Annotated in this window: 23 protein-coding genes and 1 pseudogene; 8 read left to right on the top strand and 16 right to left on the bottom strand. The window is 59.6% G+C overall.

Going from position 1 to position 24190, the window contains the following annotated elements; all coding sequences use genetic code 11:
* Positions 1–23: 23 nt before the first annotated feature.
* On the bottom strand, positions 24–854 hold the full coding sequence (locus C4J83_RS15215) for an oxidoreductase (protein WP_119740400.1): 831 nt from the start codon (positions 852–854) through the stop codon (positions 24–26).
* 124 nt (positions 855–978) lie between these two features.
* Between C4J83_RS15215 and C4J83_RS15210 the strand changes: the two genes are divergently transcribed.
* On the top strand, positions 979–1875 hold the full coding sequence (locus C4J83_RS15210) for a LysR family transcriptional regulator (RefSeq protein WP_124417486.1): 897 nt from the start codon (positions 979–981) through the stop codon (positions 1873–1875).
* A 167-nt stretch (positions 1876–2042) separates the two neighbouring features.
* Here C4J83_RS15210 and C4J83_RS15200 read toward each other — a convergent pair whose 3' ends face one another.
* From C4J83_RS15200 to C4J83_RS15175, 6 genes and pseudogenes are all read right to left on the bottom strand, one after another.
* Positions 2043–3278, bottom strand: coding sequence for an MFS transporter (locus tag C4J83_RS15200; protein ID WP_124417485.1), 1236 nt, complete (start codon positions 3276–3278; stop codon positions 2043–2045).
* Positions 3275–4360 (bottom strand): alcohol dehydrogenase, encoded by a 1086-nt coding sequence (locus C4J83_RS15195; RefSeq protein WP_124417484.1) that lies wholly within the window; start codon positions 4358–4360, stop codon positions 3275–3277. The genes C4J83_RS15200 and C4J83_RS15195 overlap by 4 nt, the downstream gene beginning before the upstream one ends.
* 79 nt (positions 4361–4439) lie before the next feature.
* Positions 4440–5597 (bottom strand): flavin monoamine oxidase family protein, encoded by a 1158-nt coding sequence (locus tag C4J83_RS15190; protein WP_218569107.1) that lies wholly within the window; start codon positions 5595–5597, stop codon positions 4440–4442.
* A 2-nt stretch (positions 5598–5599) separates the two neighbouring features.
* A complete protein-coding gene (locus tag C4J83_RS15185) occupies positions 5600–6268 on the bottom strand; it encodes a cupin domain-containing protein (RefSeq protein WP_124417482.1) in 669 nt (222 codons plus the stop codon).
* A 70-nt stretch (positions 6269–6338) separates the two neighbouring features.
* Positions 6339–6680 (bottom strand): carboxymuconolactone decarboxylase family protein, encoded by a 342-nt coding sequence (locus C4J83_RS15180; protein WP_218569119.1) that lies wholly within the window; start codon positions 6678–6680, stop codon positions 6339–6341.
* A gap of 91 nt (positions 6681–6771) precedes the next feature.
* Positions 6772–7516 (bottom strand): annotated as a pseudogene (locus tag C4J83_RS15175) (SDR family NAD(P)-dependent oxidoreductase).
* A gap of 211 nt (positions 7517–7727) precedes the next feature.
* Between C4J83_RS15175 and gcvA the strand changes: the two are divergent.
* The 4 genes from gcvA (at position 7728) to C4J83_RS15155 (ending at position 12064) form a co-directional block, all read left to right on the top strand.
* Positions 7728–8657 carry a transcriptional regulator GcvA gene (gene gcvA, locus C4J83_RS15170; protein WP_124417480.1) on the top strand — a complete coding sequence of 310 codons (930 nt, stop codon included), beginning with the start codon at positions 7728–7730 and terminating at the stop codon, positions 8655–8657.
* A 191-nt stretch (positions 8658–8848) separates the two neighbouring features.
* Positions 8849–9370, top strand: a complete 522-nt coding sequence (locus tag C4J83_RS15165; RefSeq protein ID WP_124417479.1) for a winged helix-turn-helix transcriptional regulator — start codon at positions 8849–8851, stop codon at positions 9368–9370.
* 22 nt (positions 9371–9392) lie between these two features.
* The gene (locus C4J83_RS15160) at positions 9393–10502 is read left to right on the top strand and encodes an HlyD family secretion protein (RefSeq protein WP_124417478.1); all 1110 of its coding nucleotides are present in this window, start codon (positions 9393–9395) and stop codon (positions 10500–10502) included.
* Positions 10499–12064 (top strand): DHA2 family efflux MFS transporter permease subunit, encoded by a 1566-nt coding sequence (locus tag C4J83_RS15155; RefSeq protein WP_124417477.1) that lies wholly within the window; start codon positions 10499–10501, stop codon positions 12062–12064. Before C4J83_RS15160 ends, C4J83_RS15155 begins: the two co-directional genes overlap by 4 nt.
* A gap of 434 nt (positions 12065–12498) precedes the next feature.
* Here the strand turns inward: C4J83_RS15155 and C4J83_RS15145 are convergent, their stop codons facing one another.
* The 7 genes from C4J83_RS15145 to C4J83_RS15115 all read right to left on the bottom strand — a co-directional run bounded on the left by C4J83_RS15145 (position 12499) and on the right by C4J83_RS15115 (position 17954).
* Complete coding sequence (locus tag C4J83_RS15145; RefSeq protein ID WP_119740418.1) at positions 12499–12693, bottom strand: tautomerase family protein; 195 nt, start codon at positions 12691–12693, stop codon at positions 12499–12501.
* A 9-nt stretch (positions 12694–12702) separates the two neighbouring features.
* Positions 12703–13740 carry a trans-3-hydroxy-L-proline dehydratase gene (locus C4J83_RS15140; protein WP_124417476.1) on the bottom strand — a complete coding sequence of 346 codons (1038 nt, stop codon included), beginning with the start codon at positions 13738–13740 and terminating at the stop codon, positions 12703–12705.
* A gap of 76 nt (positions 13741–13816) precedes the next feature.
* On the bottom strand, positions 13817–14752 hold the full coding sequence (locus tag C4J83_RS15135) for a dihydrodipicolinate synthase family protein (RefSeq protein ID WP_119740422.1): 936 nt from the start codon (positions 14750–14752) through the stop codon (positions 13817–13819).
* Between the two features lie 114 nt (positions 14753–14866).
* Positions 14867–15589: an amino acid ABC transporter ATP-binding protein gene (locus tag C4J83_RS15130; protein WP_119740424.1), complete on the bottom strand. Its 723-nt coding sequence runs from the start codon at positions 15587–15589 to the stop codon at positions 14867–14869.
* Positions 15582–16232 carry an amino acid ABC transporter permease gene (locus tag C4J83_RS15125; protein WP_124417475.1) on the bottom strand — a complete coding sequence of 217 codons (651 nt, stop codon included), beginning with the start codon at positions 16230–16232 and terminating at the stop codon, positions 15582–15584. Before C4J83_RS15125 ends, C4J83_RS15130 begins: the two co-directional genes overlap by 8 nt.
* 10 nt (positions 16233–16242) lie before the next feature.
* Entirely contained in the window at positions 16243–16908 is a 666-nt protein-coding gene (locus C4J83_RS15120) for an amino acid ABC transporter permease (protein ID WP_119740428.1), read from the bottom strand.
* Positions 16909–17195: 287 nt separating this feature from the next.
* Positions 17196–17954: an ABC transporter substrate-binding protein gene (locus tag C4J83_RS15115; RefSeq protein WP_119740430.1), complete on the bottom strand. Its 759-nt coding sequence runs from the start codon at positions 17952–17954 to the stop codon at positions 17196–17198.
* 351 nt (positions 17955–18305) lie between these two features.
* Between C4J83_RS15115 and C4J83_RS15110 the strand changes: the two genes are divergently transcribed.
* The 3 genes from C4J83_RS15110 to C4J83_RS15100 all read left to right on the top strand — a co-directional run bounded on the left by C4J83_RS15110 (position 18306) and on the right by C4J83_RS15100 (position 22028).
* On the top strand, positions 18306–19889 hold the full coding sequence (locus tag C4J83_RS15110; protein ID WP_124417474.1) for an aldehyde dehydrogenase (NADP(+)): 1584 nt from the start codon (positions 18306–18308) through the stop codon (positions 19887–19889).
* A 74-nt stretch (positions 19890–19963) separates the two neighbouring features.
* Positions 19964–20635: a GntR family transcriptional regulator gene (locus C4J83_RS15105; protein WP_119740434.1), complete on the top strand. Its 672-nt coding sequence runs from the start codon at positions 19964–19966 to the stop codon at positions 20633–20635.
* A gap of 331 nt (positions 20636–20966) precedes the next feature.
* Complete coding sequence (locus tag C4J83_RS15100) at positions 20967–22028, top strand: SDR family oxidoreductase (protein ID WP_124417473.1); 1062 nt, start codon at positions 20967–20969, stop codon at positions 22026–22028.
* A gap of 35 nt (positions 22029–22063) precedes the next feature.
* Here the strand turns inward: C4J83_RS15100 and C4J83_RS15095 are convergent, their stop codons facing one another.
* Both C4J83_RS15095 and C4J83_RS15090 read right to left on the bottom strand, forming a co-directional pair.
* Complete coding sequence (locus tag C4J83_RS15095) at positions 22064–23434, bottom strand: heavy metal sensor histidine kinase (protein WP_124417472.1); 1371 nt, start codon at positions 23432–23434, stop codon at positions 22064–22066.
* Positions 23431–24102, bottom strand: a complete 672-nt coding sequence (locus C4J83_RS15090) for a heavy metal response regulator transcription factor (protein ID WP_124417471.1) — start codon at positions 24100–24102, stop codon at positions 23431–23433. The genes C4J83_RS15095 and C4J83_RS15090 overlap by 4 nt, the downstream gene beginning before the upstream one ends.
* Between the last annotated feature and the right edge of the window lie 88 nt (positions 24103–24190).

Below are 24190 nucleotides of genomic sequence, written 5' to 3'. Positions count from 1 at the left end.
AGAGTGAGCATCAATATTGCGGATTAAATGGAGAAGTCAGTGCTGGCACTAAGGTGTTCCCACGCGTCGATTTCTTCACCCAACGCCTTCAGCTTTGCACGTACCAGCCTCAACCCGTCCGGCCCTAAAATAAGATGAACTGGTGGGCTGTCAGATCCGACAAGCGCGATAATCGCCTGGGCTGCTTTAACGGGGTCGCCAGGCTGTTTGCCTGACCGTTCCGCTCGAGCTTGTGCAAGCGGGCCAAGGAAGGGCTCGTAGTCTTCAATGAGGCGTGCTGGGCGGTGCATCGAGCGTCCGGCCCAGTCGGTTCGAAAAGCGGCGGGCTCCACAGCTGTTACTTTGATGCCAAACGCTTTTACTTCACTGGCCAACGTCTCGTTGATGCCCTCAAGCGCAAACTTGCTCGCGTTGTAGATGCCTGCACCTGGAAAAATCAGCAACCCGCAAATCGATGTGATGTTAATGATGTGTCCACTGCGCCGTTTGCGCATATACGGAAGCACCGCCTGAATGACGCTAATGGCTCCAAAGACATTTACATCAAATTGCGCACGTATGTCCGCCGAAAGTGCTTCCTCAATCGCCCCTTCATATCCATAACCGGCATTGTTGACCAGGACGTCGATAGGCCCAACCTCCTCCTCGACTTGTGCTACGACTCTTGGAATGTCCACCTCGGAACACACATCCAATACAAAACCAAATGACTGACCTTGCGCCATCTGGCTGAAGGTCACTCGTTGTTCTTCAGTGCGCAGGGTGCCCGCAACTTTATCACCTGAAGCAATCACAGCCTTTGCCAGTGCAAGCCCCAATCCGCTACTCACGCCAGTAATGAACCACGTTTTCATAGAACCTCCTCATTCGCCAAGAGAACAGCTGGAGCATCTGCTGCCAATTGAGACAAAGTATCGGCTCTGTTAATTTGACAATAAAGGGGGATAATCAAGAAGAACCTTGCAAGGATTTTGCACAATGGATCACTCAGACCTTTCAGCGCTTTCTGTTTTCGCTCGCGTTGCCAAAGACCAGAGTTTCACAGCAGCCGCGCAGGCCCTTGGCATCTCGGTGTCTTCTGCAAGCTATACCGTTCGGCAAATTGAACAGCGCTTGCAAACTAAGTTATTCAACCGCACCACTAGAAGCGTCAGCCTGACAGAGGCTGGAAGTGTGTTTCTCACCCGCATATTGCCGCTGATGGAACAGCTTGAGTCGGCTTTCGCCGACGCAGGCCGAGCCTCGAGTGAATCAATGGGAACGCTACGCTTGAGCGTTCCACCCTCGGCGATACAAGTGGTCATAGCGCCCTACCTTAAGGAGTTCCTTCTCCTCTACCCCGACATCAAAATCGACTTGATGGTTGATAACAGCCTTGTTGACATCGTCAGCAAACGCTACGACGCGGGGATTCGTTACGACCATGTGTTGGCCCAGGATATGATCGCCATACCGCTGATCACTCAGATGCAATTTTGTGTAGTCGCATCCCCTGGCTATCTCGAGGGAAATCCACGGCCCCGCCACCCCCGCGACTTACTCAAGCATCAATGCATCAATTATCGGAGCGCAGACACCGATGCCTTGTATCGTTGGGAGTTTCAGAAATCGGGAGAGTCATTGCGGATGGCGGTTGCCGGACGGATCGCGTCCAATGACAGCGCAGTGATTCTCCAGGCTGCGCTGGACGGATTTGGCTTTGCTTACGTACTGCATCAATTCGCCTCACCGTATTTGCAAACCGGTGAATTGGTCAGCGTGCTAGAGGGTTGGAGTTCTCCAGCAACGCTGTACCTCTACCATTACAACCCTTCTGGGATGCCCAGGAAACTGCGGGTGTTCATCGATTTTCTAAAGGCGAAGCTGAGCGGGTGAACACCAGCGTCAATAGCGCTTATGCCAGTGAAAGGAAGGCCGGGGCAGCCCTCTTGAGAAGATAATGCATGACATCGGTATGTTTGACCGTAGCTCACCTTTGGATCTCAGCGGTTTTGATAATTCTGGGGCTAACTTCATGCCGCAGTTCAAACCCTACATTTCAGTCACCGCAACACCGACTCCTTGTATTTGGGGACAGTCAGTGCCAGCGCGACGGCAGCCAACACAAGCGGTAAAAACGACACCCACAGCACTGTGTTCCAGCCGTATGCCGACAGCAGTCCACCCGACGAAAAAGACCCTATCGCCATTACGCCGAACACGATGAAATCATTGAGCGATTGAACGCGTGTCTTCTCTTCGGGCAGATGGCATTCCAGCACCAGTGCGGACGTGCCCAGGAAGCCTAAATTCCAACCCAGCCCCAGCAGGATCAGCGACCCGTCAAAATGCATCACCTCGATCCCGCCAAGTCCGACTGCGGCAGACAGCCCCGTTAACGCCAGGCCGGCCACTGCAACGCAAACGGCACCGAACCGCGAGATGAGATGGCCGGTGAAGAAGCTGGGCGCGTACATGGCGATGACGTGCCATTGCAGTCCCAGGTTGGCCGAGGCTTGAGAATGCCCGCAGAGGTGCATGGCCAATGGCGCTGCCGTCATCAGGAAATTCATCAGCATGTAGGACACCGCACCGCAGGTCGCCGCTGCGATGAAGCGCGGCTGCCGGGCAATCAGCCCGAGTTGGCGCCCTCCTCCAAGCGCTTCAGCCGTCGGCATCGGCAGCTTCACACCTAGCAGGACGAGTGCCGAAACCGCCGCGACGGCGGCTTGCGCCAAAAAGGTGGGGGCGAACGGGTACTGCGGCCAAATGTCCATCGTCCAGGTCACCAACTGCGGCCCCACTACGCCGGCGACCACGCCCCCTGCCATGACAAGCGACAGGGCCCGTGCGCGCCGTGATGGCTCAACACCGTCGGCGGCCGCGAAGCGGAACGACAACACTACGGCCGCGTAGCTCCCGCCCAGGAACGTCGCCAGGCAAAACAACCAGAATGAGCCGACGATCACCGCGAGCATCGCCAACACCCCCGTGAGCACACCCGCGCCCGCGCCTGCCAGGAACGCCGCGCGTCGCCCATACTTCTGTGCCAGAACGCCCATCGGGAAAATACACGCCGCCATGCCTACCACAAAGATGGAAATGGGCAACGTGGCCAGCGCCGGTGCAGGCGCGAGCGAGTCGCCCACAATCGCTCCCGTGGCGTAGATCACTACGGCATTCGCCCCGGCCAGCGCCTGAGCGATCATCAGTCGCCCTATGTTCGCGCGTTGCACGCGCTCTGGCAGCAAAGAAGGTGCGCCGGCGGGTGGCTCAGTGTTGAGGTTATGGTTCTTCATGGGTGTCGAGTGCCCATCTCAAGGTCGTCATCACGGGTCGATGGGCGCGCGCTGCCGGGGGCACCTGCGAGGGTCAATACCATGCGGAATTTGACGCCGCCGGACTTCATCCGTTGGTAGGCTTCATTGGCTTGCTCGAACGGCATCACTTCGATCCTTGGGCGCACGCCGGCCAGCACGCTGAAATCCAGGGTCTTTTCGTTTTCGTAGGACGAGCCGGTGATCGAACCCAGCAGGCTGCGCTCACCCACGACCAGGTGGCCGGTCGACACCGGCAACGGATCTTTGCCCGCTCCAAGCAGAACAAGACGGCCTTGTGGTGCGAGCCCGGCCATGAGTGCCGATACGGTAGCAGGGGCGCTGATAGTACTCACGATGGCCTGAGCGCGGCCCATTTCCTTGAGTTTTGTCGCCGCGTCTTCTTCATGGGTGTCGATGTAGACATGGGCTCCCAGGTTCAATGCGTCGTCGGCGATATCACTGCCGCGCCCGATGGCAACCACGCGAAACCCCATCCGGCGCGCGTACTGCAGGGCCATATGCCCCAGGCCGCCAATACCAATGATGGCAACCGTATCGCCCGCCTGCGCGCCGCACTTCTTCAACGCATTGAACGTGGCGATGCCGGCGCAAAGCAACGGCGCGGCTTCCTCGGCAAGGAGTTCGTCAGGAATCGACACCAACCCGGAGGCTCGTGCCAGCATCATTTCGGCATAACCACCGTCACAGGTGGCACCGACAAAGGGCTGGTGTTGGCACAGCTGAAAATGCCCCTGGCGGCACTGCACACATTCGCTGCAAGGCCCGCCCAGGCGACCCACGCCGACACGCTGGCCGACCTTCCAGAGAGAGGGAACGTGCTCGCCTAGTGCAGCGATGCGGCCGACCACCTCATGACCTGGCACCCGCGGCGGCTGCAGTGCAGGGTCTGCCCCTTCGATGTCACCCACATCGGCACCACAGATACCGCAGGCCTCAACGGCAATCAGCACTTGGCCAATACCGGGTGCTATTGTCGGACGTTCCACCAGTTCAAGAACACCCGGTCGGGTGACTTGCATGGCACGGTATGTAGCGTTCATAGCCGTCGCTCCTAAAAATGATGAATAACGGGAGATACCGGCATTGCTGATCAGTACCGCCTTGCCTCGCGATCTCACGTCAACGCTTCGATGGATTCAGCACAGGCGCAGCGGCACGTTCAGCCAGTGCCTTCACGCCCAGGCCGGCGGCCTCGATGGCCCCGGCCAAATAGCCCGAGAACTGCGGCGACCATTCGCTGGCGATGCCTGTCAGGCCACCCTGCCAAGGTCCCGAAGCTGCCGTAGCTGAGGGCGCCCGGGCATGCTGGGGCGCCGCATTTACATCGACTGCAGTGGCCGTGAACGGGTCTTGTGCCCAATCCTTGATGGCCTCGGCCTTAGGCGTCGCCGCCTGGGGACCAAACATCCGGACGAGTTGCGAACGGCAATGGGTGCGCAGCACCTCGTCGGAGACCGTGCTGCGCACTTGCGCCGGCACGCCCAGGAAGCCAAACAGCGCCGCGCGGCCACCGGGCATGGAGGCATCATGGATTTCACCCAGCGGCCCACGCGCGCTGCGGCCCTCGCCGGACAACCCCTGTTCTCGCCAGAACGGCGTGTCATAAATGGCGACGTACTTGGCTTGGGGCGCCATCCACGTCGCCGTTTCACGCCACTGCAGGGCCAGGGACGCAGGCAAGGCCGGTTCGAAGACCAGGGTGCTTTCGACCAAGCGCGGCGGCAGCGCCAGCAAGACGTGCTCGGCGTACCAGGCACTGACGTGGCCTGCGACGTCTTCGCTTTCGAGTTCGATGTGGCCGTCGTGCCTGCGAAGCCGGCGCACCGTTTGGCCGGTGATGATATTTGCCGGGGCCAGCGTGTCGCGCAGGGCTTCGATCAAACTTCCCATGCCACCGACCAGGCGCATGGACGCCGGCGAATTTACGTAGCCACGCATGCGCACAGGGGGCGCCTCGGGTGAGCGCTCCACCACCATGTCGCCCTCCTCGAACTGCTCAAACCGCTTCAGGCCCAAGGCCTCCACGAGCCGGTCAAGCTCGCGTTGGTAGCCAGGCCAGAACCAGGTGGGGCCCAGGTCGAAACGGTCGATAGCGTGGGTGTTGGCTGCAGTGTGGGTAACGGTCTGGCCCGCGGCGTCGATGGACCCAATACGACCGCCGAGGATTTCCCTCCCCTCCAGCAACACATAATCGGTAATGCCCTGGCGCTCCAGCAAGTAAGCGGCATACAGGCCGCTCAAACCGGCGCCAACGATAGCAATGCGTACGGTGTGCATGCTCATTCCTCTGCGGCTACATCGGCCAAATGGCCCGTTTTGAGGTACACGGTGGCGCCTTGATCGCCCGCGTGGAGGTTCTCAGACTCGCCAGCAGGCAGGCGCAGCCAGCTGCCGCGCTCGTAGGCCTCTCCATCCAGCGTTACGTTGCCCGTCAGCACCAGCAGTTCAGCACCATCAGGCGGCGTTGCGAAAATCGCTTCACGCGGTGCCAGGCGTTGCAGACTGACCTGCTCCGTGTCATCACAGAACAACGCACAGACCTCACGCTGGCACTCCCGACGCCACGCGGCAGGGTCACGGGTATCAATGCGCACATGGCGCTGCTCGCTTCCCCGCATCTGTTGAAGCTTGACGAAAATGACGGCGCCCTCGGCACTGGAGGGTTGGTGGCTGGACCCCGGAGGATTGCGCAAATACCACCCCGCCGGGTAATCCCCACTCCCGTCAGAGAAAGTCCCCCACAACACGAGAATCTCCTCGCCCCCGGGATGGAGATGGCGAGGGAAACAAGAGTCAGGGGCATACCGCACAAGGCTGGTGGCACGCGCTTTTTCCGCGCCCACGCGATCCAGCATCACGCGCTCGACGCCATCCTGGGGCGAAGCTACCCATTGGCACTGTTGAGACGCCACGATGGCGCGGCGCGTGAAATCGGCATTGCTCAGCATGAGGGTTATCCAAACGGTGCGAAGACACCGGCCAACCCGTCCGTGGGTGGCCGGTGCTTATCGATAGGGCTTACTGACCGGGCAGTTGTTGATAGGCCTCGACGACGCGTGCCGAGTACGTCAGCGCAGCACCCGCGTTCAGGGCAATCGCCACACCGAGGGCCTCGGTGATTTCTTCAAGCGTGGCACCGTGCTCGACCGCCTTTTTGGTGTGGACGGAAATACACCCGTCGCAGCGCGTGGTCACCGCCACCGCCAATGCGATCAGCTCGTGGATCTTCGGTTCCAGATGCCCCGTCTTGACCGCCGAGTTGTCGATCATCATCAGGCCGCGCATCACGTCGGGGCTTTGTTTAGCGTAGTCGCCTACGCGCTCCATCAGGGAGTCGCGGTAGCCATTCCAGTCTTGCATCATGGTCTTTCTCCAAAACAGATTGAAGCCAGGTATGGGGTCACGCCTGGCAAAGAACTCAGTGCGTCAGCAACGCTTGCAGCAGCGCAGGTCAGTTACGGCCTGCCATCACTCCGCCATCGACGTCCCAGACAGCGCCAGTGACCCAGCCCGCCTTGTCGGATAGGAGGAAGGCAACCACTTCGGCGACGTCCTGAGGCGTGCCCACACGGCCAATCGGGTGGAAGCTATTGAAGCCTTGCAGCGCACTGTGCACTTCGGCCTTTGGAATGAAGCCTTCGTAGATAGGGGTCTGCACTACGGCAGGCGACACCGCGCTTACACGGATGTTCTTGCTGCCCAGTTCCATCGCCAGGTGTTGGGTCAGTGAGTGCAAGCCCGCCTTGGCCATCGAGTACGCCGACGAAGGCGTGGCTGCGATCGCCTGCTTGCCCCACATCGAACCAATGTTCACGATCGCGCCTGGGCGGTTCTTGGCAACCAGGTTTGCGGCAACCTTTTGCGTGATAAAGAAGGTCGCTTTGTTGATCGACATGTACTGGGCGTAATCAGCTTGCGAATGCTCGAGGAATGGCTTGGGAAAGAACACGCCAGCGGCATTGACCAGCAGGTCGATATCCGAATGCTGCTCCGGCGTCATTGGACAGGTCAGCGGTCAGTGCCCACACCTGGCCCAGTTCAGCCAATTCCTTGCGGGCTGCTTCGGTTTTTTCCGGGCGGTTACCCACGATGACTACGCTGCCGCCCTCGGCCAGTACGGTGCGTGCCGTCTGCAGGCCCATGCCGCTGGTGCCACCGACGACCAACAGTTTCTTACCCTTGAATTGATTGCTCATCTTGAAACTCTCTCTGTGCGCCCGCCGTTCGGCAGGACTTGAGTGGAAGAAAAACTATTGGTTCCAACTGTATTTACGGGCCTATATTCACGTGCCTATGCCCTCACCCATCAAGCAGATCAGTAGCTGGCATGGAGGTGATTTTTCTCTTCTTTCCGGCCACGGACAAACGAGATAAAGTGTCAGCCCCTGAAAGAAATTCTTTATCGCCATGAAATCACCGGCCCATCTGAACGCTTTGCGTGCCTTCGAGGCCAGCGCCCGCCATCAGAGCTTTTCTGCGGCGGCGGCCGAACTCAACGTCACACCGGCGGCGGTCGGTCAGTTGGTGCGCACGCTGGAAGACTGGCTGGGCAGCCCGCTGTTTGTGCGCGGCAACAGCGGCCGGGCAAGGCTTGTACCCACGGAGGCAGCCGAGCGCGCGTTGCCCGACATTCGCGCAGGCTTCGACAGGCTGACCCTGGGGATGGAGCGACTGCGGGAAAGTTCGATCAACGGCGTACTGACCGTTGCCGTCAGCCCGGCCTTTGCCGCCAAATGGCTGTTGCCTCGCATCGACCGCTTCCAGGCGGTTTGCCCCGAAACAGACGTGCGCCTGGATACCAACCTCAAGCCGGTGGATTTCGTTGCGCAGCGAATCGATATCGGCGTGCGTTATGGCACGGGGCGGTGGCCGGGGCTGACCGCCGAGAAGCTGATGGACGAAGAGGTCTATCCGGTGTGCTCGCCACAACTGTTGCGCGAGCACTCGCGTTTGCACAAGCCCAGTGACCTGGTACAGGAGACGTTGATTCACGATCTTTCAATGGATAGCCATACCGGTTTTCCGACCTGGGAAACCTGGATGCAGAAAGCCGGGACAACGGACACCCTCTCCCTGCGGGGCATGCAAATCAACAATTCTGCCGCTGTGTTGCAAGCTGCGGTTGAGGGGCACGGCATCGCGCTTGCCCGCAGCGTCATGGCCAACGATGACCTGGCAAGCGGACGCCTGGTGCGGTTGTTCCCCGACATCAGCTTTGCATCAGAGTTGGCCTACTACATCGTTTATCGGCCTGAGTGCGCCAGCTTGCCCAGGCTGACGACTTTTCGGGATTGGTTGTTGGCGCAAGCGCGGCAGACGGAAAATCGCGGGGTTTGAACATGGTTTCCGGTGCCCGCGTGCTTTCCATACGCGCCGTTTTCGCTTTCTTTTCGTTTTAGGGTCGGGCCCGTCAACCTAGTGCCCTTGCGTGCCCAAAGTAACAAATAATTTCTCAAGTGACTTTCATTATGAAAGCCACCATGCAATATTACGAATGTAATATTGCATGTTTGGCGCAGGTGATCATGATGAAAAAAGCCAGTTTCCAGTCCATGCCCTGTCCGGTCGCCCGCGCTCTGGAGCACATCGGTGATGGTTGGAGCCTGTTGATCCTGAGGGATTCGTTCTACGGGCTGCGTCGTTTCGATGAATTCCTGACCAGCCTGGGCATCGCCTCCAATACCCTCACCCGCCGCTTGAACTCGTTGGTGGTCAACGGGTTGCTGGAACGGCACCCGTATCAAGACAACCCGCCACGCCACGAGTACCACCTCACCGAAGCCGGTCGTGACCTGCGCCACGTCATCCTCACGCTGATGGACTGGGGCGCGCGGCATGCCGAGGGCTCGACCAAGGTGTTTCTCGCCGATGAGGCCACCGGGCGCCCGGTGGTGCTGGCGTTGATGGATGCCAACACCGGCAAACCCATTACCCGTGCGGGCCACCGCGTACATGTCAGCGCCGATGCCGAGCCGCTGACCCTGTGGCGCGCACGAACCGGCCGGGCCTACGCCGAAAAAGACCAGTTGGTCAGCCCCTTCCCCCACTAATACTCAGCGAGGTCATTTCGTCATGGACGCTCCAGTCAGCGCTGTGCCCGAACCCGCAAAACCATCCCGGCGCAAACAGATAGTGCGGCTGGGCCTGCTGACCCTCGTCGTGGTGGGCGGCGTGTGGTACGCGAGTCACTGGTGGTTGGTCAGTCGGTTTGTTGAAGATACGGACGATGCCTATGTGGGCGCGGATGTGACGGTGATCAGCGCCAAGGTGCCCGGCTATATCAGCGAAGTGACGGTGCTGGACAACCAGTTCGTACATGCCGGCGACGTATTGGCGCGCATCGACGTGCGCGACTACCGCACCGCTTTGGCAAAGGCCGATGGCGCCGTGGCCGCGCAGCAAGCCAGCCTGGCCAACCTGGACGCCACTGAACAACTGCAACTGGCGGTGATCAACCAGGCCAGGGCGCAGATCGACGCCACTGACGCCGAAGCGCAACGGGCAGGCGACGATCAGACGCGTTACCAGAACCTGGTGCGCAGCCAGGCCGTGTCGGTCGAAAGCGCGCAACGGGTCAACGCCGTGTGGAAGACCGCCCGCGCCGACCACTCCCGGGCGCAAGCCGGACTGCTGGCGGCAAACCGGCAGATTGATGTGATTGAAACCCAGCGCGGCCAGGCGCGTGCGGCACTACAGCAGGCACAAGCCGAACGCGACCAGGCCCAACTAAATATCGGCTACACCGAACTGCGAGCTCCGGTGGACGGCTATGTGGGCAACCGCCGCGCCCGGGTCGGTGCCTACGCCGCGGCCGGCAGCCAACTGATCTCAGTGGTGCCCGCGAAAGGATTGTGGGTGGATGCCAACTTCAAGGAAGACCAATTGGGGCGCCTGCAGGTCGGGCAAAGCGTGAGCATCCGCGCCGACATCCTCCCCGGCCGTGAATTCCACGGGCACATCGAGAGCCTGGCCCCTGCCACCGGGGCGCAATTCAGTGTGCTGCCGCCGGAAAACGCCACCGGCAACTTCACCAAGATCGTGCAACGCGTGCCAGTACGCGTTCGGCTCGACAGCAATGACGCCGACTTTGGCGCCCTGCGCCCAGGCCTGTCGGTAATGGCGAAGGTCAACACCGATGAGGCGTTCGAGGACCAGGCCAGCGCCCTCAAGGCCCAGCTATGAACAGCCCGTTGCCCGCCCTCAGCACCGCACAAAAGGTCGCGGCCTTCGCCACCATGTGCGTGGGCATGTTCATCGCCTTGATCGACATCCAGATCGTGTCCGCCTCGCTCAAGGATATCGGCGGCGGGCTGTCTGCCGGTGCGGACGATACGGCATGGGTGCAGACCGCTTACCTGATCGCGGAAATTATCGTGATCCCGATGTCGGGCTGGCTCTCACGAGTGATGAGCACGCGCTGGTTGTTCGCGGCATCGGCGGCGGGTTTTACCCTGACCAGCCTGCTCTGCGCGCTGGCCTGGAACATCCAGAGCATGATCGCGTTTCGCGCCTTGCAGGGGTTTCTGGGGGGCTCGATGATCCCGTTGGTGTTTACCACTGCGTTCATGTACTTCAACGGCAAGCAACGGGTGATCGCCGCGTCTACCATCGGCGCCATCGCGTCCCTCGCGCCCACGTTGGGCCCGGCAGTCGGAGGCTGGATCACGGATATTTCTTCGTGGCACTGGCTGTTCTACATCAACCTGCTGCCCGGCCTGTTTGTGACTTTTGCCGTGCCGATGCTGGTCAAGGTCGATCGCCCCAACCCGTCGTTGCTCAAGGGCGCCGACTACATCGGCATGGGCTTGATGGCAGTGTTTCTCGGCTGCCTGGAATACACCCTCGAAGAAGGCCCACGCTGGAATTGGTTCAGTGACAGCACCATCGCCACCACCGCCTGGATCACCGCCATCAGCGGCGGGCTGTTTATCTGGCGCTGCCTGGAAATCAAGGAGCCGATTGTCGATTTGCGCGCCCTGCGGGACCGAAACTTCGCCCTGGGCTGCCTGTTTTCATTCATCACCGGCATCGGCATTTTCGCCACCATCTACCTCACGCCGCTGTTTCTTGGCCGCGTACGTGGGTATGGCTCGCTGGATATCGGCCTTGCAGTGTTTTCCACGGGAGTGTTCCAGTTGCTGGCCATCCCGGTGTACGCGGTGCTGGCCAACCGTTTCGACCTGCGCTGGATCCTGATGTTCGGGCTGTCGCTGTTCGCCCTGTCGATGTGGGACTTCTCCCCCATTACCCACGACTGGGGCGCCAAGGAACTGCTGCTGCCCCAGGCCATACGCGGGTTCGCCCAACAAATAACGGTGCCACCCGTGGTGACCCTGACCCTCGGTGCACTGGCCGCCGACCGACTGAAACTCGCGTCCGGGCTGTTCAACCTGATGCGCAACCTCGGCGGCGCCATCGGCATCGCCGCCTGCGCTACGGTGCTCAATGACCGCACCAACCTGCACTTCCTGCGCCTGGCCGAGCACTTGAACATCCAGAACGAATCCATGAATGTCTGGCTTGACCAACTGTCGGGTAACGCTCAGTTGCTCGGGCAAAACAGCATGGATGCAAGCCAATTCGCACTGCATCAACTCTGGGCGCTGACCTGGCGCGAGGCGCAGACGCTGACCTATGCCGATGCGTTCCTGATGATCATGGCGTGTTTTGTTGTCGCGGTAGTGCTGGTGCCATTGATGCACAAGGTGCAGCCGCCGAAACAGCCATCCGCGAATGCCCATTGAATTTAAACCACAGGAGCCGCCACGCATCGGCCGCTCAATAACGTTGCATCGTCCGGCCAGCGAGATCGCTCCGGCCCAAATGGAGAAATATCAGTGAATCTAGTCAATGAAGTTGCACCCGGCCTATCCGGAATTGAAACCCTCCAAGCTTTAATTTCAGCGGGGGGACGACCGCCGATTGGAGATTCGCTCGACTTCACTTTCGTCGAGGCAGGTGACGGGTGGGCAGTCTTTACAGGCACGCCCGGCCTGCATGCTTACAACCCGATCGGCACGGTCCACGGAGGCTATGCTGCAACGCTACTCGACTCCGCTTTCTGTCGGCCACAAGACGTTGATAGTAAACGTGAACAATGTCGGAGGCGAGCCGGCCGAGGTTGCGTCGGGTGACGGGCACACGGTGTGTGTGCCCGTCACCCGACCAGGATGGACGTTTAATCCACAGCTGGCTTGCCCAACGAGCGCCCGGCCACGAACCAGTCCGCGGGAGGCACATCCTGGAACAGCACGATCACTTCCTCCGGCCTGGACGCCAATTGCTCCAAGAATTGCTGAGTGATCGCCTTGGCCAACTGGGCTTTTTGCTCGTCGCTACGCCCGGCAAACAGCTCGATTTTCACGATAGGCATACGCCCTCCTTACAGCACGAGGCCGCGTGGCCAGGTATCGGAAAGCTGATAACCCTCAGGATAGGGGTCGCGAGGGTCCAGCATCAGTTGAGCGGTACCGGTAATCCATGCGCGGCCGGAAATGATCGGCACGATGGCCGGGCGCCCAGCCAGGTCGGTGGCACTGTCGATACGACAATGAAATTCCGAACCGATGATGGAGCGGCCGATGAACGTTTCGCCCTCCGCCAGTTGGCCTTTGGCATGCAGCACCGCCATACGCGCCGAGCAGCCGGTGCCGCAGGGTGAACGGTCGATTTTGCCCGGACGAATGACCACTGCGTTCGCGGCGCTGGCCACGCCGCCTTCACGCGAGAGTGGCGCGGCGATCTGGCAGAACGAAATGTGGTTCCAGTCTTTGTTCAGCGGGTGGGTGAAACCCAATTGCTCGTTGGCCGCCTTGGTGATCTTGAGGCCTGTGGCTACCAGGTCCGCCGCCTCGTCGGAGGTGAGCGCAAAACCCAGCTTGGTGGAGTCGCAAATGGCAAAGCTGTCGCCGCCGTAGGCCGTGTCGACCTGGATCGAGCCCAACCCTTCGACTTCGATCCACGCGTCCAGCTTGTCGGCGAACGAGGGATGGTTTTTCACTTCCACGCGCTGCACCTTGCCATCGCGGCAATGCGCAGTGACTTCAATGACACCGCCCGGCGCTTCAAGCACCAAATGGGTGATGGGCTCGACCATTGGCACGATGCCGCTGTCTAGCAACACGGTGGCCACGCACAGCGAGTTGGAGCCGGACATGGGCGGCACGTCGGCCGGTTCCATGATGATGAAGCCCATTTGCGCGCGCGGGTCTTTGGCCGGCACCAGCAAATTGACATGACGGAACACGCCGCCACGGGGCTCGTTAAGCACGAAGTTGCGCAGCACATTGTCGCGCTCGATAAACCGCGACTGTTCCCACAAGGTATTGCCGGGTGGCGGCATGACGCCGCCGACAATCACATCGCCCACTTCGCCTTCGGCGTGGCAGCCGACAACGTGCACAATTTTTGTCGATCTCACGGGATGTTTCCCTCTCGATTCAGCTGGCTGGATAAATAGCGCGTTAGGACGGCGCCGGGGCGCCGCCCTGCCCGCCTTAAGCTTTAGACCACTGCGCGTACCACTCGCGGAACAAGGCGTACTGGGTTTGGGCGTAACGGCGCTGCGAGTCGCTTAGCACGTCGGTGTCGTAGAAATGCAAGGTGTATTCCAGGTCGCCGTTGAGCACCATCAGGTACTTGTAATACAGCACAAGATCGGTGCCTTCATCGAACGAAGACAACACCGCCAATGCCGCTTCCAGCTCCTTGGCCTGCTGGCGTGCCTTGGCATCGCCGTTGGCCGCGGCCTTGCTCAGTTGCACCAGGTGCAGCACCTCACGCGGCAAGGCGTTGCCAATGCCGGTGATGGCGCCGGTGGCGTTGCAGTTGACGAAACCGTGCACTACTTGGGTATCCACACCCACCATCAGGGTGACCGCATCATCCTTGGAGGTGATGAATTCGGCCGCGTAGCGCAGGTCTGCCGCGCCGCCGAACTCCTTGAAGCCGATGAGGTTCGGGAACTCGCGACGCAGTTCGAAGAACAAATCGGCGCGCGTGGCAAAGCCGTAGTACGGGCTGTTGTAAATCACCGCCGGCAACTGTGACGCTGCATTCAAAATAGCTGCGAAGTGGGCTTTTTGCGCGGAAGCCGAGGCACCGCGCGACAACACGCGCGGAATGACCATCAACCCGCTCGCGCCTACTTTGGCAGCATGCGCCGCGTGGGAAACCGCTTCACGCGAGTTCACCGCGCCAGTGCCGACAATGGTCGGGATGCCCGCTGCCACTAGGCGCGCAACGCCTTCCTGGCGCTGGGCTTCGGTGAGCAGCGGCCAGTCGCCCATGGAGCCGCAATAAACGACGGCACTCATGCCGATGTTGATCAGCTCGCGGGCCTTGGCCACCAGCGCGTCGAAATCCGGCTGGCGGTCGGCGGTGCATGGGGTCATCAGGGCTGGCATGCAGCCAGAAAAAATGTTGTCGCTCATGTGCGCTCCTACAGGATGCAGTGTGGGGTTAAACGGTTTATCGGATATGGTATACGGTGTATTTCAAGCGTAATCCCGCGCTAAACAGGCCGGCATACCGGCCATTGCAGGGGCTTACACCACAGACTTGAGAAACTCGATCGTCTCTGTCCTTTGCGGGTTGCCGATCACCTGCTCCGGCGTGCCAATCTCATGCACGATGCCGTTGCGAAAGAACGCCACGCGGTCGGAAACGTCCCGCGCAAAGCGGATCTCGTGGGTCACCAGCACCATGGTCATGCCGTCTTCAGCCAGCATGCGCATAGTGTCCAGCACCTCGCCCACCAGTTGCGGGTCCAGCGCCGAAGTGGCTTCGTCAAACAGCATATAGTCGGGCGACATCGCCAGGGCGCGGGCGATGGCCATGCGCTGCTGCTGGCCGCCCGAGAGCTTGCCGGGAAACACCTTGAGCTTTTCGCCCAGGCCCACGTGGCGCAACTGCTGCACTGCAATCGCCTCGGCTTCGGCCTTGCCGAGCCCCAGTACCTTGCGTGGCGCCAGCATCACGTTTTCCAGCACGGTCAGGTGCGGGAAGGCGTTCCACTGCTGGAACACGATGCCCACCTTTTGCCGCAGCTTGTTCAGGTCGGTGCGCTTGTCGTGCACCTCGATACCGTCCACGCGGATGCTGCCTTTGTGGATGGGCTCCAGGCCGTTAATGCACATCAGCAACGTGGACTTGCCCGAACCCGAGCCTCCGATGATGGACACCACCTCGCCCCTCTGCACAGTCAGGCTCACGCCCTTGACCACTTCAAGGTCGCCAAAGGATTTATGAACGTTGCTGATCTCAATCATTTTCCTGCCACCTTTTTTCCAGCTGTGCGCCCACACGGGAAATCGCCCAGCTCATGACGTAGTAAATGAGGCCCACGATGCAGAGCACCAGCAAAGGCTCCTGAATGCGAGTCACGATGCTTTGGGAGGCGCGAAGTAATTCGACGATGCCGATCCACATGACCAGCGAGGTGTCTTTCATCAAACTCAGCAGCAAGTTCAACCACCCCGGAAACGCCACACGGCTGGCCAGCGGCATCACGATGTAACGCAGATCTTGCCAGTAGCTCATGCCCAGCGAACGGCTGGCACGGCGCACTTGCGGCGGCACGGCCAGAATGCCGGCTCGAACGACTTCGGTGCAGTACGCGGCGGCGTAGATACCCAGCACCAGGCAGCCGATGGTGAACACGCTCCAGTTGAGGCCCACCATGCTTTTCATGGAGTTGAAGAGCACGAACTGGATCAACAGCGGCACGCTTTTGAACACATCCAGGAGCAGCGCGAGCGGCAAGGTGATTCGCGGAGCCACGGCGCGCAGCCAGCCGAAAATCACCCCCACCAGCGTGCCCACGGTGATGGCGGCAAAGGTCAACTCAAGGGTGGTCCAGGCACCTTGCAGCAGGTACAGCAGGTCGTGTTGCGTCAGGCTTGTGTCGAACATGTGTGCACCCTTAATAACGGAACAAGCGCCAGCCGACGATGCGGGCACCCACCACGATGACTTTGGCGATGAGGTAATAGAGCGCTGCCGCCAGGGCAAAGAACTCGAACGTTCTGAACGTGCGCACGTTCAACTCCTGGGTGACGCCGGTGAGGTCATTGTTGAGGCCCACCACCACGCCGGCGGACGTCATCAGTACCGACCACACCATCTGGTTACTCAAGGGATGGAACACCACGCGCAATAGCTGCGGCACCACAATCAGGCGGTACGCCTGGAAGGCACTCATGCCCAGCGATCGGGCAGCGCGCACCTGAGTGTGCGGGATGGCCTTGAGGCCGCCACGAAAGATCTCGGCCAGGTAGCCTGCGTTGTTAAAGGTGATGCCAAACACCAGCGCGGCCCATGAACTCACTTGGATGTTGAAAGAGCCCAGGCCGAAATAAAGGATGTAGATCTGAAACAGCGACGGCGTGTTGCGTGCAATCGATACCCATGCCTCGGCAAACCCGCGCAGCAGCGGATTTTTCATCCCGCGCATGGCCGTGAGCAAAAATGCCAGCAGCATGCCCAGCGCCATCGCCAGCACGGCCGTCTGCATCGTGACCCAGGCCCCCGCTAACATATCGGGCAGCGCGTTGAAGGCGCTCCTCCAGTGGAAGGTATAGTCAAGCATCAAGGGCACCTCATCAGACTGAATCAGGCTTTTCAGATTTCGTATACGTTATACAAAGCAATAGCGGTGCCAATTAATGTTCCTCGCCGCAGGATTGACCCAGGCGCGTCAAGGAAAGGGCTGCACCCGGTTGTCGCCACAAGCATCGACGCGGGCGCTGCTACATTAGGGAACATTTTTTAGCCACACTCCCCAAGATGTAGCGTTACCTGCACCTGCAAAAACCATGCGTTCCAACAAAAACGCCCGCATTAGCGGGCGTTCAGGTTTACGCACCTACGCAAAGCTTAGTAATACACGCCCGGTACGGTGAGCGATTGTGGCTCGCCGCCCAGCCACTTCTTGTACAGCTCGGCATAACGACCGCTGCGCACTTGCTGGTTGATGAACAGATTCAGGTAGTCGCGCAGGCCCAGTTCGCTGCGCTTGACCGCCAGCGACACGTAGTCGGGGGTGTAAGGCGCGTTACCGGCGAGCTTCAGGCCCTTGTATTTACCGGACTTGATCGCCGAGGCGCCCACGGCACTGGTCACAATGGTTGCGTCGACGTGGCCCTGGGAAACAGCCAACAAGGTGTCGTTCTGCGACTGGTAGGTTTGCACCGTACCGGTGCCCCACTCCTTGAGCGTTTTGCTCAGGGCGTTGGCTTCATAGGAGCCCGTTGTGGCCGCCAGCGTGTGGCCCTTGAGGTCTTCGAACTTGTTGATGTTGGTGCCTTCGTGGGTCATCACCTGCACCGAAAACACGAAGTACGGAATGGTCATCGCCACCGTTTTTGCCCGTTCCAGGGTGTCGGAAGTGGACGCGACAATAATGTCCGCGCGGTTGGACACCAGCGCCGGGATGCGGTCAGGGAACGGCGTTTCGACGATTTCTGCTGTTACACCCAACACCTTCGCCAAGTCGTTGCAGTAATCAACGTCAAAGCCCACCGGGTTGTTGGCATCGTCACGCATGCCCATTGGCGGGAAATCGAGGGTGACGGCGCAACGCAGTTTGCCGGAGTCAATAATGTCATCGAGCTTGTCGGCCTGGGCGGCATTCATGAATCCAGCGGTAAGGCAGCCCAGCAAAGCGATCGTTAAGGCGGATTTATTCACGGAAAACCTCGGAGCGTTACGTGGTTGGGATTTCGTATACGGTATAAGCATTTAGCGTGCCGTGATTTCAAATTCCTGGCACACCGCTCTGGATCGGGTTTCGTGCATGGCAGCCATGTCCGGGTTGTGCCCCAAATGTTACGTAATGGAGCGCAAATGGCGTGAACGACCCAAATTCGGGCGGTTTCGTGTAATTGCAGGTAAGCACACATAACCGTCGACAGAAAAATAAGTCGTGCTATATGGTATACGAAATACCTTTGATCGCTTTTCGTCGTCGCGCCTGGAGCCTCAGTCATGAACATCCTTGGTCACAACTTTATTGCCGGTCAGCGCAGTGCGCTGGGGAACATTTCTTTGCTGAGCTACAACGCCAGTACCGGGGACGCCCTGCCCTACACGTTCTTCCAGGCCACCGAGGCTGAAGTGGACGCAGCCTGCTGGGCGGCGCAAAAGGCTGCGCAGGAGTTTCGCGACACCTCCAGTGCGTTGCGGGCCGACTTCCTCGACGCTATCGCGCAGGAAGTCGACGCCTTGGGCCCAGACTTCATTGAATTGGTGTGCACCGAAACCGCCCTGCCCTACGCCCGTATTCAGGGCGAACGCGGGCGGGTGACGCATCAACTCAGGCTGTTCGCGACCGCGCTTCGTCGTGGCGACTTTTATGGCGCGCGCATCGATACAGCCTTGCCGGAGCGCAAGCCCGCGCCGCGCCCTGACCTGCGCCAGTTGAAAATCGGCCTGGGCCCCGTGGCAGTGTTTGGTGCGAGCAACTTTCCGCTGGCGTTCTCCACCGCTGGCGGCGATACCGCCTCTGCACTGGCCGCCGGTTGCCCGGTGGTGTTCAAGGCACACAGCGGCCATATGGGCACCAGCGAACTGATGGCCGCCGCCATCAGCCGAGCCGTGGAAAAATCCGCCCTGCCTGCGGGCGTGTTCAGCATGATTTACGGCGGGGGCGTGGGTGCGCAGCTGGTTAAACACCCGGCTATCAAGGCGGTCGGTTTTACAGGCTCGCTCAAAGGCGGCCGAGCTCTGTACGACATGGCAGCGGCACGCCCAGAACCGATCCCGGTATTTGCCGAGATGTCGAGCATCAATCCGGTAATCGTGTTGCCGCGCGCGGCCAGGTTGCGTGGACAGAAGATCGCCGAAGAGCTGGCCCATTCGGTGGTGCTGGGTTGCGGGCAGTTCTGCACCAATCCGGGCTTGATCATCGGCCTGGCCAGCCCGGCGTTCTCCAAACTGACGGCGGCGCTCACGTTGTACATGGCGCAAAAACCGGCCCAGGCGATGCTCAACGCGGGCACTTTCGCCAGCTATCGCGCGGGTGTGGAGCGCCTGCACAAAAGCTTTGGTTTAACGCACCTGTGTGGACGCGCGCCCACCACTCTCGCCGAGCCGCAACTGTTCAGCGCCGATGAAGAGCTGTTGATCGGAGGGGAAGCAACCCTGCAAGAAGAAGTCTTTGGTCCTGCAAGCATTGTGGTAACCGCCTCCACCACTGAACGCCTGATTGAAGCGCTGGAAAACCTGCAAGGCCAGCTGACCATCACGCTGCTGGCCGAGCCCGAGGACCTTCAGGACTTTTTGCACCTGGTCACGCTGCTGCAAACCAAGGCCGGCCGCCTGCTGGTCAACGGCTACCCTACGGGTGTGGAGGTCACCGACACCATGATCCACGGCGGCCCTTACCCCGCCACCTCCGATGCACGCGGAACGTCGGTAGGCACGTTGGCCATCGAGCGGTTTTTACGCCCGGTATGCTTCCAAAACTTCCCGGACTTCGCCCTGCCGGATGCACTCAAGAATGCCAACCCGTTGAAAATTCACCGGTTGGTCAACGGTGACTTCACTGATGGCGCATTACCGGAGCAATAGCCCGGCAAGGAGCATAGCGGCGCCTGCAAAAATTCGTATAACATATACGTATTCGCCTGCTCAGGAGAGCCATCGTGTCATTGTCCCTGTCCAATGCCCCAAACCTTGGTGTGGCACCCTCGACTTCGGAAGTCATCGCCAAATACCTGCGAAATGCGATCATCTCGGGCGAAATTGCCGAAGACGATCCGATTCGTCAGGACGATATCGCCAAGTCCTTCAACGTCAGCAAGATCCCGGTGCGCGAAGCCCTCAAGCGCCTGGAAGCAGAAGGCTTGGTAGAGTTCCAGCGCAATCGCGGTGCTATGGTCACACGCATCAGCGAAGCGGAACTCGCCCAGATTTTTGAGGTGCGCGTGTTATTGGAGGTGGAGATCACCCGCTACGCCATTCCCAATCTCACCGAAGAACATTTCGCTCGCGCCTATGCCATCCTCGATGACTTCCTGACGGGCGAAGATGCGGGCCGTTGGGCGGAGATGAATTGGGCGTTTCACGCGTGCATTTATGAGGCGGCGCAGCGGCCGTTCATGTTCAACCTTATCCGCTCGATCCACGACAAGATCGAGCGTTATCTGCGCATGCAGATCGTGCTGTCCGACGGCAAGGCCACCGCCGATGCCGAGCATCGCGCCATCGTCAAAGCCTGCCAGGCAAGGGATGTGGAATTGGCCGTCAAGCTGATTGAAGAACACATCCATGGTGTGTGCTCCACGCTGTTCGAGCACCTGCCTAAATCGCGGTAGCGGCTCAAGGCGCAAATCCTTGAGTCTTTAGGATGAACCGCCCCCAGCACCGTATACCTCTCAGCCTCGTTGAGAGCCTCGGCATCCTGTCGGAGTGCAGCGATGTATCTCTGGAGAGACTCCAGCAATACACGTATTCCCGCCTGATGCTCTGGACGCTGCCATGACAATTTGGGCGTATGGATAATCACAGTTGTCGACTGCGGGTTCCGCAATCGATTATGACTAAAGTGCGAGAAAAACCGGTAGAAAAACACGCCCATACGGATCCGGTTTAGGTTGAACCTCTGCTGCTCGGGTGAACTCCCAACTCTAAATCTAGGAGGAACTCATGAGCCAAACAGCTTTGGTCGTCGGCGCCAGCGGCATTGTCGGCAGCGCCATCACTCAGTTATTAATCGACAACCATTGGCAGGTCGCCGCGCTATCGAGGCGCCCGTCGCAATCGCAAGGCGTGATCCCCATCGCCGCAGACCTCCAAGATCCCGCTTCGCTGGAGCGTGCGCTTGCGGACCTGAAACCTACTAATGTGTTCATCACCACATGGTCACGGCAAGCCACCGAAGCTGAAAATATCCGCGTTAATGCCGCCATGGTACGCAACGTGCTGGCCGCCATTCGACCAGCCAGGAGCGTGAAGCACGTAGCATTGGTTACTGGCCTGAAACACTACCTCGGGCCTTTCGAAGCCTATGGTAAAGGCAGCCTTCCGCAAACACCGTTTCGCGAAGATCAGGGGCGTCTGAATGTGGAGAATTTCTATTACGCCCAAGAGGACGAACTTTTCGCCGCTGCCGAAAAGGACGGCTTCACCTGGAGCGTTCACCGCCCGCATACCGTGACCGGCGTTGCCGTCGGCAACGCGATGAATATGGCAACCACCCTCGCCGTCTACGCCTCGATTTGCAAACAAACCAGTCGCCCTTTTGTATTTCCGGGATCAAGCGTGCAGTGGGACAGCCTCACCGATATGACGGATGCACGGCAGTTGGCGAAACAACAACTGTGGGCGGCCACTACGCCGGCGGCGGCCAACCAGGCTTTCAATGTCACTAATGGCGATGTGTTTCGCTGGAAGTGGATGTGGAGCCGAATTGCCGAATACTTCGACCTGCCTGCTGCCGATTATCCCGCCGCACTTTCACCTCTCGAGAAGCAAATGGCTGACGACCAAGCCGTGTGGACGCAAATAGTGGCGGAGCACGGCTTGAAAGAAGCCGATATTGGTCGCCTGATATCCCCCTGGCACACCGATGCAGACCTTGGTCGACCCATCGAAGTCGTCACTGATATGTCGAAGAGCCGTGCAATGGGCTTCACCGCCTACCAAGCGAGCGATCAAGCCTTTTTCGATGTGTTCGACAAACTCCGCGAGATGCGCTTGATACCCTAGGTCGTGCCACAGCGGATAGGCTCAAGGGCATTCGCTCAAGCATTCTGTAGCAGAAACACCAAGCAAAAGCGCGTACCCGTACCAGTGCTCTCAACGGTTACGCGCCCGCCATGCAATTGCATGATTGAGCGCACGATTGCTAACCCCAAGCCACCAGAATCGTCCGGCTGATTACGTGACGGGTCGCACCGGTAGAAGCGCTCAAACAGCCGAGGTAAATGTTGCGCTGAAATCGGCGGGCCTTGGTTGTGCACGGTGACTTCGATCCTGTCCTCCCGCGCCACACTGCCAATCGTCACCGCGCTGGCAGTAGCGCCATAACGCAGCGCGTTGGACAGCAAGTTAGCCAATGCTCGACGGACCAAGGCCGGATCGGCACGCAAGTGGTGATGGGCCTGATTGATCAGCGTGACGTCACGCTCTTGCGCCACGCCTTCAAAATACTCACACAGTTGCTCGACTAGATCGTGCAGGTTGATGAGCTCATCACTGACCGACGCATGCGACTGCTCGTTACGAGCGAGAAACAGCATGCTGTCGATCATTCGCGCCAGGCGCTCATATTCTTCCTGATTGGAAACCAGCAGGTTCTGATAGTCCTCAATTGAACGACCATGCCTCAGGGATTGTTGGGTATGCCCCATCAGGTTAGTGAGCGGAGTTCGCATCTCATGGGCGAGATCCTCTGAGAACCGTGATAGCTGGGCGAACCCCTCTTCGAGGCGTGCGAGCATTTGATTAAGCGCCTGACTGAGCACTTGCAGTTCACTAAATTCATTGAACTCATCCAGCCGCAGATGCAGATGGTGTGCATCAATGGCGGCAGCGCGCTTGGCCAGCAGGCGCACAGGTCGTAACCCTCGCTGACTGACCCACCCGCCGAGTACAAAAGCCAGCAGCGCGCCGACCGACATCGCGAGCCACAGCTTGAATCGGTAAGCCCCCAGCATTTGCTCGCGCTCGCTCAATAACTTGCCAGCAATCAGGGTCAAGCCGCGATCACCCTGCATGACATGCTGCCAGGCAAGCCGCACCGGCACCGAAGTATCACCGTCACCCAATTGAGCCTGGGCTGCAGCTGGTAACGTGGGCAAGCTCATGCTGACGGGGTTGATTTCGATCAGCACCTGGCCTGTGTCATCGATGATCCACAGCAGGTTGTCGCGATTGCCCAGCATATTTTCGTATAGCTTGGGCCGATTTCTGAGTTGCTCGACGCTGACACTGTCGTTGATCAGCGCCTGCATGCGCTCCAGGCGCCCGAGCAGGGCCTGGTCATCGCGCCACGCGATTTCTCGCTGTAACGACTGATAAAGGTAAAAACCAATGGAGCCCAGCAGCAGCGCGCTGACTAACGCGAACATGACCGCCAGGCGCAAGCTCAGGGCGCGCGGAAGCAGTTTCAGGATTGCACCTCAAGCATGTAGCCGATGCCACGCACTGTCTGTATCAACTTGAGCGGGTAAGGATCGTCAACCTTGGCGCGCAGTCGCCGGATGGCGACGTCGACCACATTGGTATCACTGTCAAAGTTCATCTGCCAGATCTGCGAAGCAATCAACGAGCGCGATAGCACCTCCCCTTCACGGCTGACCAGCAGGTGCAACAGGGCAAACTCCTTGTTGGTCAGGGTGAGGCGCTCTCCCCCGCGGGTCACTTTACGCCGCAACAGATCCAGGCTCAGGTCTGCAACCATGAACTGCTCGACCTCACGTGGCGGCCCCCTGCGCAGCAAGGTACGTACGCGCGCCAACAACTCGGCATAGGAAAAAGGTTTGACCAGGTAATCATCGGCCCCTGCCTCAAGCCCCTTGACCCGATCCTCCACAGAGTCCCTGGCCGTCAGAAAAAGCACCGGGGTTTGCCACTTGCGCCGAATAATCCGCAGCAATTGCCATCCATCCAGGCCCGGCAGCATGACGTCCAGGATGATCAAGTCGAACTCACTTTCCTGCGACAGATACTGGCCCTCCAGGCCATCCAGGGCGACTTCCACCACGTAGCCCGATTCAGTCAGGGCTTTGTGCAGGTAATCCGCTGTTTTCGCTTCATCTTCTACGACCAGGATACGCATCTTTTCCTCCGGAACTGGAGCATAGGCTAGCGCGCCCAAGCGTTTTGGCACATTACATCTTGGTAATCATCAGGCAATCATTTTGACG

Source organism: Pseudomonas sp. LBUM920 (genome assembly GCF_003852315.1).
GTDB lineage: Bacteria > Pseudomonadota > Gammaproteobacteria > Pseudomonadales > Pseudomonadaceae > Aquipseudomonas.
Note: the sequence above shows the minus strand (reverse complement) of the source record. Positions and strands in the feature narration are given on the sequence as shown.

Bases quoted from the DNA above. Each gene is read 5' to 3' on its own strand.
- C4J83_RS15215 (WP_119740400.1), bottom strand. From the start codon at position 854: ATGAAAACGTGGTTCATTACTGGCGTGAGTAGCGGATTGGGGCTTGCA.
- C4J83_RS15210 (WP_124417486.1), top strand. From the start codon at position 979: ATGGATCACTCAGACCTTTCAGCGCTTTCTGTTTTCGCTCGCGTTGCC.
- C4J83_RS15200 (WP_124417485.1), bottom strand. From the start codon at position 3,278: ATGAAGAACCATAACCTCAACACTGAGCCACCCGCCGGCGCACCTTCT.
- C4J83_RS15195 (WP_124417484.1), bottom strand. From the start codon at position 4,360: ATGAACGCTACATACCGTGCCATGCAAGTCACCCGACCGGGTGTTCTT.
- C4J83_RS15190 (WP_218569107.1), bottom strand. From the start codon at position 5,597: ATGCACACCGTACGCATTGCTATCGTTGGCGCCGGTTTGAGCGGCCTG.
- C4J83_RS15185 (WP_124417482.1), bottom strand. From the start codon at position 6,268: ATGCTGAGCAATGCCGATTTCACGCGCCGCGCCATCGTGGCGTCTCAA.
- C4J83_RS15180 (WP_218569119.1), bottom strand. From the start codon at position 6,680: ATGCAAGACTGGAATGGCTACCGCGACTCCCTGATGGAGCGCGTAGGC.
- gcvA (WP_124417480.1), top strand. From the start codon at position 7,728: ATGAAATCACCGGCCCATCTGAACGCTTTGCGTGCCTTCGAGGCCAGC.
- C4J83_RS15165 (WP_124417479.1), top strand. From the start codon at position 8,849: ATGAAAAAAGCCAGTTTCCAGTCCATGCCCTGTCCGGTCGCCCGCGCT.
- C4J83_RS15160 (WP_124417478.1), top strand. From the start codon at position 9,393: ATGGACGCTCCAGTCAGCGCTGTGCCCGAACCCGCAAAACCATCCCGG.
- C4J83_RS15155 (WP_124417477.1), top strand. From the start codon at position 10,499: ATGAACAGCCCGTTGCCCGCCCTCAGCACCGCACAAAAGGTCGCGGCC.
- C4J83_RS15145 (WP_119740418.1), bottom strand. From the start codon at position 12,693: ATGCCTATCGTGAAAATCGAGCTGTTTGCCGGGCGTAGCGACGAGCAA.
- C4J83_RS15135 (WP_119740422.1), bottom strand. From the start codon at position 14,752: ATGAGCGACAACATTTTTTCTGGCTGCATGCCAGCCCTGATGACCCCA.
- C4J83_RS15130 (WP_119740424.1), bottom strand. From the start codon at position 15,589: ATGATTGAGATCAGCAACGTTCATAAATCCTTTGGCGACCTTGAAGTG.
- C4J83_RS15125 (WP_124417475.1), bottom strand. From the start codon at position 16,232: ATGTTCGACACAAGCCTGACGCAACACGACCTGCTGTACCTGCTGCAA.
- C4J83_RS15120 (WP_119740428.1), bottom strand. From the start codon at position 16,908: ATGCTTGACTATACCTTCCACTGGAGGAGCGCCTTCAACGCGCTGCCC.
- C4J83_RS15115 (WP_119740430.1), bottom strand. From the start codon at position 17,954: ATGAATGCCGCCCAGGCCGACAAGCTCGATGACATTATTGACTCCGGC.
- C4J83_RS15110 (WP_124417474.1), top strand. From the start codon at position 18,306: ATGAACATCCTTGGTCACAACTTTATTGCCGGTCAGCGCAGTGCGCTG.
- C4J83_RS15100 (WP_124417473.1), top strand. From the start codon at position 20,967: ATGAGCCAAACAGCTTTGGTCGTCGGCGCCAGCGGCATTGTCGGCAGC.
- C4J83_RS15090 (WP_124417471.1), bottom strand. From the start codon at position 24,102: ATGCGTATCCTGGTCGTAGAAGATGAAGCGAAAACAGCGGATTACCTG.